The organism is Dehalococcoidia bacterium (genome assembly GCA_035528575.1).
Classification (GTDB): domain Bacteria; phylum Chloroflexota; class Dehalococcoidia; order E44-bin15; family E44-bin15; genus DATKYK01.
Window position 1 is genome coordinate 1 of sequence record DATKYK010000043.1, and the last position, 12,386, is coordinate 12,386.

The 12,386-nt window shown below is 54.1% G+C and carries 11 protein-coding genes and 2 tRNA genes; 1 reads left to right on the plus strand and 12 read right to left on the minus strand.

What is annotated here, in order from left to right; translation table 11 throughout:
• From mobB to VMX96_10765, 10 genes are all read right to left on the minus strand, one after another.
• On the minus strand, positions 1-428 hold a 428-nt coding region (mobB, locus tag VMX96_10720), incomplete at its 3' end, for a molybdopterin-guanine dinucleotide biosynthesis protein B (GenBank protein ID HUU64367.1).
• A 46-nt stretch (positions 429-474) separates the two neighbouring features.
• The gene (gene glp, locus VMX96_10725; GenBank protein ID HUU64368.1) at positions 475-1,707 is read right to left on the minus strand and encodes a gephyrin-like molybdotransferase Glp; all 1,233 of its coding nucleotides are present in this window, start codon (positions 1,705-1,707) and stop codon (positions 475-477) included.
• Entirely contained in the window at positions 1,704-2,300 is a 597-nt protein-coding gene (locus VMX96_10730; protein ID HUU64369.1) for a molybdenum cofactor guanylyltransferase, read from the minus strand. The genes glp and VMX96_10730 overlap by 4 nt, the downstream gene beginning before the upstream one ends.
• A 126-nt stretch (positions 2,301-2,426) precedes the next feature.
• Positions 2,427-4,811 (minus strand): phenylalanine--tRNA ligase subunit beta, encoded by a 2,385-nt coding sequence (gene pheT, locus VMX96_10735; protein ID HUU64370.1) that lies wholly within the window; start codon positions 4,809-4,811, stop codon positions 2,427-2,429.
• Positions 4,812-4,893: 82 nt separating this feature from the next.
• The gene (pheS, locus tag VMX96_10740) at positions 4,894-5,934 is read right to left on the minus strand and encodes a phenylalanine--tRNA ligase subunit alpha (protein ID HUU64371.1); all 1,041 of its coding nucleotides are present in this window, start codon (positions 5,932-5,934) and stop codon (positions 4,894-4,896) included.
• A gap of 136 nt (positions 5,935-6,070) precedes the next feature.
• Positions 6,071-6,424, minus strand: a complete 354-nt coding sequence (gene rplT / locus VMX96_10745; protein HUU64372.1) for a 50S ribosomal protein L20 — start codon at positions 6,422-6,424, stop codon at positions 6,071-6,073.
• Positions 6,425-6,510: 86 nt separating this feature from the next.
• Positions 6,511-6,708, minus strand: coding sequence for a 50S ribosomal protein L35 (gene rpmI, locus VMX96_10750; GenBank protein HUU64373.1), 198 nt, complete (start codon positions 6,706-6,708; stop codon positions 6,511-6,513).
• Positions 6,686-7,258 (minus strand): translation initiation factor IF-3, encoded by a 573-nt coding sequence (gene infC / locus VMX96_10755; protein ID HUU64374.1) that lies wholly within the window; start codon positions 7,256-7,258, stop codon positions 6,686-6,688. Before infC ends, rpmI begins: the two co-directional genes overlap by 23 nt.
• Positions 7,259-7,322: 64 nt before the next feature.
• Entirely contained in the window at positions 7,323-9,047 is a 1,725-nt protein-coding gene (gene thrS, locus VMX96_10760; GenBank protein ID HUU64375.1) for a threonine--tRNA ligase, read from the minus strand.
• Between the two features lie 74 nt (positions 9,048-9,121).
• A tRNA-Val gene (locus VMX96_10765) sits at positions 9,122-9,198 on the minus strand.
• 121 nt (positions 9,199-9,319) lie between these two features.
• On the opposite strand from VMX96_10765, the gene VMX96_10770 reads away from it, so the two are divergent.
• Positions 9,320-9,395: transfer RNA gene (locus tag VMX96_10770), tRNA-Ala, on the plus strand.
• Between the two features lie 380 nt (positions 9,396-9,775).
• Here the strand turns inward: VMX96_10770 and glgP are convergent.
• Both glgP and VMX96_10780 read right to left on the minus strand, forming a co-directional pair.
• Positions 9,776-11,917, minus strand: coding sequence for an alpha-glucan family phosphorylase (gene glgP, locus VMX96_10775; protein HUU64376.1), 2,142 nt, complete (start codon positions 11,915-11,917; stop codon positions 9,776-9,778).
• 173 nt (positions 11,918-12,090) lie between these two features.
• Complete coding sequence (locus tag VMX96_10780; GenBank protein HUU64377.1) at positions 12,091-12,237, minus strand: hypothetical protein; 147 nt, start codon at positions 12,235-12,237, stop codon at positions 12,091-12,093.
• Positions 12,238-12,386 lie beyond the last annotated feature (149 nt).

A 12,386-nucleotide genomic window follows, 5' to 3' on the forward strand; every position in this document is an offset into this window, starting at 1 on the left:
TGGGGGCGGTCAACCTCAAGGGTCTCGTCGGTTACGATAGCCTTTAATTCCTCGGGGGCACAGCGGAGACCTTTTTTCAGAGCGCTGCGATGTACCTCGATCTTGGGTATGTGGGCCTCATGAAATCCCTCGACGAGCACCAGGTCGAAATCCTCTCCTAGCAGGCGCAATACCCCTTCTATGGAGTCATTGTTTTCCTGTGGCTTAATCAGGGCCATCCTATGCGGTGCGCTGATGGCCACTGCGTCACTTCCTGCCTCGGCGTAGCGCCAGGTGTCCTTCCCCGGGCTATCCATCTCGAAGTCCTTGACGGTATGCTTCACTACGGCTACGCGGTACCCCCGTTCCCTGAACTCGCCAATGAGGCGCTCCACAAGCATGGTCTTGCCGGACTGTGCATGGCCCACTATAGAAACGATAGGAAGCATTTTTTCAACCTCTCTTTCACGTAATCCCCTTTTGGTTTTGTTGCGCTTATTCCTCGCTCCAGTCTAGCATGAGAACCTTGACTGTTTCCCCTTGTTCGACCGCATCAACGTCCTCGGGGACGATCACCAGTCCGTTGGCGCGGGACATTGAGGTGAGGATTCCAGAGCCCTGGGGACCAACGATGCGGGCAAGGTAGCGATCGCCCTCACGGCTCACCGTTGCCCGGGCGAAGATACGGCGACCATCGGTGTTTCTAATCCGTCCATCGAGGGTCGCTTCGATGGTGGGCTTAGAGAAATTCTTTTTTCCCATCATCTTGAGGATGGCGGGTCGGGCGAAAAGCTCGAAGGTGATCATGGAACTCACCGGATTTCCTGGCAGACCCAGGTGTGGTATGCCCTTGATCGTGCCGAAGGCCAAGGGTTTACCCGGTTTCATCCTCACCGTCCAGAAGGATATCTCTCCCTGCTCTGCCAGTACATCCTTCACCACGTCGTAATTTCCCATGGAGACCCCTCCCGAGGTGAGAAGCATATCTGCGGATAGGGCCCCTTTTAGCTTGTCCGTGATATCCTTAATCTGATCCCTGCCGATGCCTATAATCTGTGGGAGTCCCCCATAGCGCAGTACCTGTGCCGCAATGCTGAAGCTATTGCTGTTATAGATTTTACCCTGGGGGAGAGGCTTACCCAGGGCGACTAGTTCGTCGCCGGTGGCGAGGATGGCGACCAATGGGCGGCGAATCACACGAGCGGTTTCCTTCCCTAATGAGGCGAGCACCCCGACCTCTGCGGGGCGAAGGACTGTCCCCTTTGTTAATACCAACTGTCCGCGAGCGATATCCTCGCTGGAGCGACGTACGTTTTGTCCCTTTGTTACCTGGTGGAGTATGCCGATTTGAAATGGCGGGCGCTCACGGCGAAGCGCCTCATCGGTGTCCTCGAATTGCACCACGCTATCAGCGCCACGGGGGATTGGCGCCCCGGTCATGATGCGCAGGGCGCTGAGCGCCCCAACCTCCTCTTTTGCTATATCGCCAGCCTTGACCTCGCCGATGACATTGAGATAGACCGGCGACGAGGTGGAAGCGCCAGTCGCATCTTCCGCCCTTATGGCATAGCCATCCATGGCGGAATTGTCCGCCGGGGGAATATCGATACTGGAAATTACCTCCTCATCGAGCACCTGCCCCAGGCACTGGAGGATGGGCTTTTCCTCACCGTCCAGTACACTGACATAACTGAGGACCCTTTCCAGGGCTTCTTCCACGCTGATCATGGGTTTTCTCTTCCAATGAGTGCTTGTGCCCGCTCCAGATCGGCTTCGGAGTTGATGTTGAAAAAGCTCAGGTGACGGGGATCGAACCTATCGATCTCCACGCTTTCGACATAGCGCACTCTCACTGCGGGGAAGAAATCAGTGATTCTGAACTTACCTTCACCAAGCGTGGCTTCAATGGGCGCGAGACAGTTCTTCGAATAGACGGCGTGGAGTGGCTCTAGTTCGTCACCGACCCTGGGGATGACGACATCGAATCCGGTGGAGAGTTCCGTAAGGTGGCGAAGCAGGGCGACATTAAGGAGGGGCATGTCACATCCCACCACCAGGGCATGGTGGGATGATACCTCTTTAAGGCCGGAGTATATGCCCACCAGGTTGCCTTTGCCCGGGTAGCTATCAGTAACCATTTTTACACCGAGGTCTGGGAGCTGACCGCTTGATGAGGTGACCACGATAATATCATTTCCCAACAGGGAAAGCCTTTCCATGACCCGCTCGATGAGGCAGTGGCCGCTGATTTCCTCTAGTGCTTTATTCCGCCCCAGCCTCAGGCTCTTGCCGCCGGCGAGCACGATAGATGTCATCACCATATTTTAGCACCATTATAGCGGAAAGGGAATTTTTAACCCTTGCTGTTGGTGTGCCTGAATGGGAAAATTGTAGTAACGAAGGTGATACTATATAGGGGATAAGTTCGGAAAGCAACAGGCGGTGGCTTACTGCCGGAGAGTAGCGCCCAGCTCTTGTGATAAGCGGCTTACTAGCTCCTGCTGGGCACGGTTCACCTCTTCATCAGTGAGGGTGCGGCTGGTTGACTGATAGAGGATTCTGAAGGCAAGGGATTTCTTTCCGCGGGGTACCTGCTGGCCGCTGTAAACATCGAAGAGGGTAACACTGGCTACGAGAGGGGAGACCTCTATGATAGCCTGCACGTTCTTGGAAGGTGTAGCGGCATCCACAATGACGGCGATGTCCCGAAGGGAAACGGGGAATTTTGGTATTGAGCGATATTGGCGACGCGTTGCTGTTGCAGGGAGCAGCCTTTCCAGATCGATTTCGAAGAGGTAAACTGGGTGGGAGGATATGTCGAAGATCTCGGCCACCCTGGGATGAAGCTCGCCTATTGTCCCTACGCTTTCGCTTTCAACCAAGATCGTCGCTCTGCTACCGGGAATCAGGGTGTTATCCTGTGATGGCTCAAAACTTACCACAATGCCCAGACGCTCCAGCAGTGTCTCGACAACCCCTTTTACATCGAAGAAATCCAGCATCTCACTCTCGCCGTGCCAGGAGCGATCGAGGCGGGTGCCGCAGAGCACTCCCGCTAGCATGTGGCGCTCTTCAGGGAGATCACCTTTACGGGTGAGGTAGACCTTGCCCACCTCGAATAGCCTGATGCTATTCTCTTCGTGCTTCTCGTTGGAGGATAGGTCTTGCAGTAGCCCGGGGTACAGGGTTGTGCGCAGATATTCCTGCTCTGAAGTAATTGGGTTAGCCACCTTTAGTAGGGCTGGCTGGGTTTTAAATTTACGAAGCATTTCCAGGCTAGTCAGCGAATAGTTGATTACCTCCTGCATGCCGCAGCCAACCAGGATATCGCTTACCTTTTCTATTAGAGCGCGCATGGGGTCAGGCTTATACCGGGGAAGAGCACCGCTGGGGAGGGTAATGGGCAGTTCATCGTAGCCGATAATGCGCGCGATCTCCTCTACCAGGTCTTCGGCGAGACTAATATCGGTTCGCCAGTAGGGGGCAGTGACCAAAAGCTCCCCATGGCCAACGTCCTCGCATTGAAACCCCAGAGAGCCCAGCACCTTGACCAAATTTTGGCGTTTTATCTTGATACCCAGAACGCGCGCCACTTGCTTCGTAGTCAGTGATATGGGTTTCAATTCACGTTTGCCTGGATAGACATCGATGATCCCCCTGGCGATCTTGCCATCGGATAGCTCTGCCATGAGCTGGGTTGCGCGCCTCAGTGCTGTCAGGGGAAGCTCAGCGCTCAGGCCTTTCTCGAAGCGCAGCGAAGCCTCACTTCTCAGCTTGAATTTTGTTGAGGTGCGCCGGATGCTCGCTGGATTGAAGTTCGCTGACTCAATCAGAATCGTATTCGTGGCTTCGGTGACCTCGCTCTCTGCCCCACCCATAACCCCGGCGACCGCCACCGGGCCAATTCCATCAGCGATAACGAGTATATCGCTGGAGAGGTCACGATCGACACCATCCAGGGTTTGCATAGACTCATTTTCGGAACTTCGCACGATTATCCTTTTCTCCCTGAGTCTATTGAAATCGAAGGCGTGCAGGGGCTGTCCATACTCTAGCATTACGTAGTTGGTGACATCGACGATATTGTTAATGGGGCGCATGCCGCAGGCGAGCAGGCGCTGCTGTAGCCAGGCAGGGGATGGGCCGATCTTGACATCGGTAATCAGGCTGGCGCAGTAGCGGGGGCATAGGTACGGGTCAACGATATCCACTGACGCCCTGCGCTCTATAGGCTCTGCTGATTCTTCATAGGTTATTTCCGGGAGGTGCACCGGTTTTCCCGTCAGAGCGGCGACCTCCCGTGCTATACCAATAATAGATAAGCAATCGGGTCGATTGGGTGTGATATCCAGGTCGAGGATGGTATCGCCCAGGCAATCATCTAAGCGTGTCCCTAAGGGGGCATCGGGGGGGAGGACCATGATCCCCTCGTGGCGGTCTGAGATGCCAAGCTCCCTCTCGGAGCAGATCATTCCATCGGATTTGACACCTCGGATCGTGGTGCTTTTAAGCTTTACCATGTGGCCGCTATCAGGATCGATTAGCTTAGCGCCGCTATATGCGAAGGGAACCTTCTGACCGACGGCAACGTTGGGCGCGCCACAAACGGAGGTGAGGCGTTCACCGCCGAGGTCGACGGTAGCGAGCGTTAAGCGATCGGCGTTGGGATGGGGCGAGATGGAGATAACCTCGCCGACCACAACGTTATCCCAGCCGCCGATAGCATCCATCCCCGAGACCTCGGTCCCGGACATGGTCAATTTTTCACTCAGCTCCTCAGGGGGCAGGTCGATTCCGACATATTCTCTAAGCCAGCTAATGGGTGCTTTCATGTTTTCTGCTGATTTCTCTTAATATAAGCGTTCTCGGTATATATAACTTGATTGTGGTGACCCAATTGTATAGATCGCCAAACTAAAACTGACTTAGAAATCGCAGGTCGTTGGAGTAAAAAAGGCGAATATCATCGATGCCGTAGCGCAGCATGGGGATACGCTCCAGTCCCAGGCCAAAGGCAAAACCGGTATAGACCTCCGGGTCATAGTGAACGCGCCTCAGCACATCGGGGTGCACCATGCCGGCGCCCAATATCTCAATCCAACCGGTGCCCGAGCAGAGACGACACCCTGATCCTCCACATGCCATGCAGTCAATTGCCATCTCTACACCGGGCTCGACGAATGGAAAGTAATCGCAGCGAAATCTAACACGACGTTCCTCGCCGAAGAGGCGCTTGGCGAATTCATAAAGGGTCCCTTTGAGGTCGGAGAAGGTGATGTTCTCATCTACGGCGAGTCCCTCGATCTGATAGAACATGGATTCATGGGTGGCATCCGTTGCCTCATAGCGGTAGACCTTTCCAGGTACAACAACCCTCACGGGGGGACGCATTTGCTCCATAACCCTTATCTGCATGGGGGATGTGTGGGTACGCAGGAGCATGGGGCGCTGGTCAGGCTCGGTATCAATCCAGAAGGTGGCGAACATGTCGTGGGCGGGGTGGTCTGGGGGGATATTTAACGCCTCGAAGTTGTAGTAGTCCCACTCCACCTCCGGTCCCTCTACTACCTGAAAGCCCAGAGAGGTAAAGATGTCGCATATCTGCCGAACCATCTGAGTGGTGGGATGTAGGCGACCGAGGGGGATGGGGCGGCCGGGTAGGCTCACATCCTTTTTACCTTTTGCCGCCATCTCGACATCTTGGAAGGCTCGCTCTTTTATCGCATCCTTTTTTTCGCTATAGTGCCTCTCGAGGGTAGCTCTGAGCTCATTGGCGGAGGCGCCTATCACTTTCCTCTTATCCATGGATAGCGATGCTACCCCTCGCAGGAGCTGGGTAAGCTCGCTCTTTTTACCCAGGTAGCGGACTCGCCAAGCCTCAAGCCCCTTAAGGTCGGAAAGGCTCCTCAGCTCATCGATTGCGCTGGAGTTGATTTCCGTTAATTTCTGGAGCATCGAATGTTATTATAGGCTAGGGGTAGCAAGGGGTCAAGGAGAGGGATATAAAGAGTGGGATCAATAGGGAAAGATAGGCACAAATATCAATATGTAAAAAATGTGCAATAGCCTTTTGGTAGAATTAAGGCGGGACCTAGGTTTGCTTTTCCGCGACTGCAACAAGCTGGGAGAAGGTGGTGGGGTCTCTCACTGCCATGTCGGCGAGTATCTTGCGGTCGATCTCAACCCCAGCCTTCTTGAGGCCATCTATGAACCTGCTATATGAGAGCCCCTCCTTACTGGTGGCGGCATTGATGCGGATGATCCACAGCCTCCTGAAATCACCCTTTCGCTCGCGGCGATGACGGTAGGAGTAGCTAAGAGAGTGCAGCATCGCTTCGTGGGCGATGCGGTAGCGGGAGTGTCTTGCACCGCGCTGTCCCTTGGTTAGCCTCAGCACTTTCTTATGACGACGGTGGGCGGCGACATTACTTTTTACCCTGGTCAATTATATCCTCCATTTAGCCCTTGCTATTTACTATATGTGTTGAAAAGATTGCCTTCTTAAAGCTCCTGTATATTTAATTAACAATTTTAAGAGTAGGGAATGAGCCTCTTTACACGTGCCCTGAATGAAGGATGGAGGGGGAGCTTCTGATCATAAAGCATCTTGGCGCGTCGCGACTTGTTTCGTCTGAGGTGACTCTTTCCACCTTTCATGCGCATAATCTTGCCCGTTCCGGTTATATGGAAGCGGCATTTTGACGATTTATGAGTCTTTAACTTCGGCATCGGGAGCCTCCTTATCCGTTTTGGCTTGTGATTTAGCTTGTTGTTTAGCCGGGGCAAGTATAATATTCATCCGTTTACCCTCAAATATCGGGGTCCTTTCAACGGTTGCTTTATCTTCTAATTCCGCAACCACATGTTCAAGAAGCTCCCTACCCAGCTCGGGGTGGGTGATCTCGCGACCCCGGAATAGGATGGAGACTTTAACCTTGTTACCTTCATCAATGAGCTTCTTGATGACCCGGGTCTTAAATTCGATATCGTGTTTACCGATCTTGGGCCTAAAACGAACCTCCCTAAGGAAAATAGACTTCTGGCTCTTCCTCGCCTCGCGTTCCTTCTTGGTCTGCTCGTATTTAAACTTCCCATAGTCGAGGAGGCGACATACCGGGGGAACACTCTGGGGGGAGACCTCCACTATGTCATATTCTCGCTCCTTAGCCACCTCCCGAGCCTTATAAAGAGGCATGGTGCCTAGCTGTTCGCCGGTTTCGCTGATTAACCGCACCTCTTTGCCGATGATCTGCTGGTTGACACGATATTTCTTAATTATATTTCCTTACCCTCCCCAATAATCCTCGTATAGGATGGTAATATACAATGTATTTTCATAAAAATCAAGAGGTTCTCTGAAAGATGGCTTCACTGGCTATCCGCTTGAACTCGTCCAGAGTTTTTCTTCCCAGGTCCTCGCCGCTTCTCAGCCTGACCGAGACCCCGTCACTTGCAAGCTCCTTATCGCCTACAATCAACATGTAAGGTATTTTCTGGAGCTGCGCCTGTCGGATTTTCAGGTTCATCCTGTCAGAGCGGACATCCACCTGGGTACGAAGCCCATCGGCCTGGAGTTTCGCGGTTACCTGATGTGCGTAGTCCAGATGGCGTTCGGATATGGGGATCACCACCGCCTGAACCGGCGCCAGCCAGACGGGAAAAGCGCCCCCATATTGCTCGATGAGGCAACCGAAGAACCGTTCTAGGCTTCCAAGAACGGTTCGGTGTACCATTACCACAGGGTGTGCCAAGCCGTCAATGTCAACATAGTTAACATCGAAGCGCTGGGGCAGGTTGAAATCGACCTGCGTGGTGGGACCCTGCCAGGTCCTTCCCAGGGCATCCCGGAGGCGGATATCGATTTTGGGTCCGTAGAATACCCCCTCCCCAGGGTCTACTGTGTAGTGCAGCGCCAGTCGTTTCAGTGACCGCTCCAAGGTATCGGTTGCCTCCTGCCATAGCTCGACGGTGCCGGCGTATCGTTCGGGCCGGGTTGCGAGCAGCACCTCATATTCCTGAAATCCGAAGGTGCGCATCATAAAAATGGCGAATTCCAAAACACCCACTACCTCATCCTCAAGCTGATCGGGGCGGCAGAAAATGTGGGCGTCGTCCTGGGTGAAGCCCCGAACCCTGGTTAGCCCATGAAGCACACCGGAACGCTCATAACGATAGACTGTGCCCAGCTCCGCCCACCTTATGGGAAGATCGCGGTAACTTCTGAGCCTTGTTTTATACATCAGAATATGGGCTGGGCAGTTCATCGGTTTGATCAGGTATTCCTGTCCCTCAACATCCATTGGTGAGTATAGATGCTCCCGGTACAGCTCCCAGTGCCCGCTCGTCTTCCAGAGGTCGAGCTTGGCAATGTGGGGGCTGTAAACGATATCATATCCCCGTTTGAGGTGCTCAGCGATCCAGAAATCCTCGATGAGACGGCGTACCGTAGCTCCCTTGGGGTGCCAGTGCACCAGGCCCGGTCCCGCTTCCTGGTGAAAGCTGAAGAGATCGAGCTCCTGACCCAGCTTTCGATGGTCACGCTTTTCCGCCTCGGCAAGCTTTTCCAGATGATTTGTTAGTTCATCATTGGTCTCGAAGGCGATACCATAGATTCGCTGGAGCATCGGGCGCTTCTCATCGCCATGCCAGTATGCACCGGCGATGCTGAGGAGCTTGAAGGCTGTTATCTCCCCTGTGGAGCTAACATGAGGCCCGCGGCAAAGGTCGGTAAAGGAGCCCTGGCGGTAGATGCTCAACCTTTCATCGGGGATTTCATCGATGAGCTCTAGCTTGTAGGGCTGCTGGGCGAAGATGCCTCTCGCCTCCTGCTTAGATACCTCCTCTTGGGTGAATGAGAGATCCTGGGCTATAATCTCAGTCATTGCCGCTTCGATTACCGGAAGGTCCTCTGGGGTGAGGGTGCGGGGGAGGTCAAAGTCATAATAGAAGCCATTCTCGATCACAGGTCCGATGCCGAATTTAGCATCGGGGAATAGTGACTGGACCACCTCCGCCATCACATGGGATGCCGAATGCCTGATCCGCTCCATTTTCTCATTTTGATCCATTTACAATCCCCAATTAATAACCTCCCATCCTTTTAGGACGAGAGGCGTTCACGGTCGTGAAAAGTTGAAAAGCATGGTGGGCGGTACTGGACTCGAACCAGTGACCCCTGCGATGTCAACGCAGTACTCTTACCAACTGAGCTAACCGCCCTTCCCATAATTATTAAAATATTCGCCGAATATCCTAGCGAATTGTAGCAAACCTGCTATGTGAAGTCAAGCGACGTAGCTTGAAATTCATTGAGCTTTATGCTAATCTTTAAACTGCATCTGGGGCTGTAGCTCAATTGGGAGAGTGCTTGACTGGCAGTCAAGAGGTAGAGGGTTCGAATCCCTCCAGCTCCACCATCATGGACAATAGAAAGAACCCCTGCCCGCTCGTGGATCGTTCCATTGGGTGGGAGGGGCATTGTGTATATTATAAGCACTTCCTTTCCCGTAACCCGCACCTCTTTCACGAAGCTGCGAATGAAGGCCTTCTGCTCCGACAGGGAACCTTGGGAAAGCAGACCTCGTATATCTTCAACATAGCGCATCACCATTTCCATATCAGCTAGTTGAATCCGCCGGTTAGTGAGCAGTTCCTCAATCTCACATCGGTCAGCCTCGACCTGAACGACATAGTGTGGCGTTCTGCTATGAAGGGATGAGTAGGTAGATCCTGTCAGCTATTGACAAGGTCAGCGTTTTCAGGGATGGCTTTTTGTTCAGTACAATAGGGTGATACCTTAGGCACCTGCTAAGTACATTCGCTCTGTGTATTCCTTCAGCATTCGCCTTGTGCCGAAAATGGTGACAGTTGAGCTGATCGCCTCTTTCGCGACGCTAATCCATCCATTGGGCACGCCGCTTCGATCCCGATCATAATAAAGCGGTACGATTTCCTCTTCGAGGAGACGGTAAAGAGCCTCTGCATCTGTTTTATCTTCCGCATCCGGGTTAGCCACTTCGGAACCGTCGCCGATTGCCCACCCGTTGTTACCGTTGTATCCCTCATACCACCAGCCGTCGCGGACGCTGAGGTGGGGGACGCCATTTAGCGCGGCCTTCATCCCACTGGTACCGCAGGCCTCATTGAGACGGCGCGGGGTATTCAACCAGACATCCACCCCCTGCGTCAGATAGTGAGCTATGTGCATATCATAGTCCTCGACAAAGGCTATACGCCCCTGAAAATCGGGGTCCGAGGCCAGCGTATATACTTGCTGAAGCAGCAGTTTCGATTGCACATCGGCCGGATGGGACTTGCCGGCGAATACTACCTGAACTGGCCGCCACTGATCTTTGACGATTCGCTTGAGGCGCTCCAAGTCCTTAAATATCAGCGCCGGCCGCTTATACTCAGCAAAGCGGCGGATAAAGCCGATGGTTAGACATTCCGGGTGAAGCAGGCCGCCCATTGCCGGCACCTGCTGGGCTGTCGGCTCAGCATGGGCCCAACATCTCTGGGCTCGCTCTAATATGATGCTCATGAGCTTGTTCTTCAGCGTCTGTCGGACTGCCCAGAACTCGTCGTTGGGAATATCCAGCATGCGCTGCCACAGCTCGGGGTCATCGCGTCTTTTCACCCAGTCCTGGCCGAGATGCTTTTCGTAGAGCTGAGCCAGCTCGGGGGCGATCCATGTGGGCATGTGAACCCCATTGGTCACATGTGAAATAGGTACACCGGCTTCCTGAGATTCGGGCCACAGCCCGTGCCACATCCTTCGCGCGACCTCTCCGTGAAGCTGACTAACAGCGTTGCGCCGATCGGCCATTCTTAAGGCAAGCGCAGTCATATTGAAGGCTTGGTCATCGGTGCTGCCCTCTCGTCCCAGCTTGAGGAATGCCTCACAGTCCATCTCCAGAAGTCCCCAGTAACTACGAAAGTACTTCTCCACAAGCTCGACTGGGAAAATATCGTGACCGGCAGGGAGTGGGGTATGGGTGGTAAAGACCGTGTTTACCCGTACCTTCTCGGTGGCCTCGGTGAAGGTTGCACCCTTCTCTACCTCCTCCCGGACCCGTTCCAGCATCATGAAGGCTGTGTGTCCTTCATTGGCGTGCCACATGGCTGGCTCAATACCTAGCGCGCGGAGAACGCGCACCCCACCGATACCTAAGATAATCTCCTGCTGAATGCGCACCTCCTGGTCGGCGGAATAAAGACGGTTTGCTAGTTTCCGATCCCCAGGCGCATTCTCCTCGATATCGGTGTCCAGCAGGTAGAGGTTGACACGGCCCACTCGCGCCACCCACACACCAATGGACACCGACCTCTCGCCCAGCTGGACCTGTGCTAGCGGTCTTTTCCCGTGGTGAGAAAGCACCTGATCGATTGGGGCCTCCTCGAAGTTCAGCTGCCTGAGGATTTCCTCCTGCCATCCCTCGGGGGAAATATGCTGGCAGAAGTACCCTTGGGGATACATCAGGCCGACCCCGACCAGCGGCAGCCCCAGGTCGCTTGCCTCCTTGCAGATATCACCGGCTAGGACCCCCAGCCCTCCGGCATATATGGGGAGGGAGTTGTGGATGGCGAACTCTGCGGAGAAGAAAGCGATCGCCCCGGATAGCCGCTCGGGGTATCGGGCAGTGAACCAGCTTTCGCCATCCGTCATATCGGAATCGAAGGCTGACATTACGGAGTCATACAGGTTGATAAAGTCAGGATCGTCGGCAGCCGCCTGCAGCCTATCGGGGTCGATCTTATGTAGCTGCTTGACCGGGTTGTGGCTGCTCATCCTCCACAAGGGATAGTCCAGCGTCCGGAACAGGTCGCGAGCGTGGGGATGCCATCCCCACCACAGGTTATAGGCAAGCTCACTCAGTCTCCCGATGCGCTCGGGCAGAATAGGGGCCGACCCCTTGTTTAACATACTTTCGTTTTTCATTTCTGCTGTTGTTCCGGTGCCGGGGCATCGGGCAGCGTGGCCTGGGCTGCCTCGATATTTACCTTAAGGAAGGCCACCCGCTCTAGCGTACCAGCGAGGTACTCCTGGTAGACCTCCAGATATCCAGATAGAAATACCCGTGGGCGTTGAGCGCAAACAGGATGGTCTTCTTCTCACCTGAAGACGTGAAGGTCATGCGGCCCTACTAGATAACCTGTTCGAGGGCCTGTGGCCGGTGGCAATGAGAATGGAAGGTCGGATATGATGTTATACCACTCGGTCGGTATCTCTTTCTCGCTAAGGATAATCTTGCTGTGCACAATAGCATCTCCTTATGGTTGTGCGTCACCTCAATACATTTTGCTCACAGGTGGGGCCGCTTTTCTATGTGGCCGATGTAATGGATGAGCTTCTCCGGCTCCACCGCAAATGGTCTGCTGAGCCGGCTGACCCGCCGCCGACCCCAGGT

Excerpts from the sequence above, each read along its gene's own strand:
- rpmI (HUU64373.1), bottom strand. The coding sequence starts at position 6,708 with ATGCCGAAGTTAAAGACTCATAAATCGTCAAAATGCCGCTTCCATATA.
- pheT (HUU64370.1), bottom strand. The coding sequence starts at position 4,811 with ATGAAAGCACCCATTAGCTGGCTTAGAGAATATGTCGGAATCGACCTG.
- thrS (HUU64375.1), bottom strand. The coding sequence starts at position 9,047 with ATGGATCAAAATGAGAAAATGGAGCGGATCAGGCATTCGGCATCCCAT.
- glgP (HUU64376.1), bottom strand. The coding sequence starts at position 11,917 with ATGAAAAACGAAAGTATGTTAAACAAGGGGTCGGCCCCTATTCTGCCC.
- glp (HUU64368.1), bottom strand. The coding sequence starts at position 1,707 with ATGATCAGCGTGGAAGAAGCCCTGGAAAGGGTCCTCAGTTATGTCAGT.
- pheS (HUU64371.1), bottom strand. The coding sequence starts at position 5,934 with ATGCTCCAGAAATTAACGGAAATCAACTCCAGCGCAATCGATGAGCTG.
- VMX96_10730 (HUU64369.1), bottom strand. The coding sequence starts at position 2,300 with ATGGTGATGACATCTATCGTGCTCGCCGGCGGCAAGAGCCTGAGGCTG.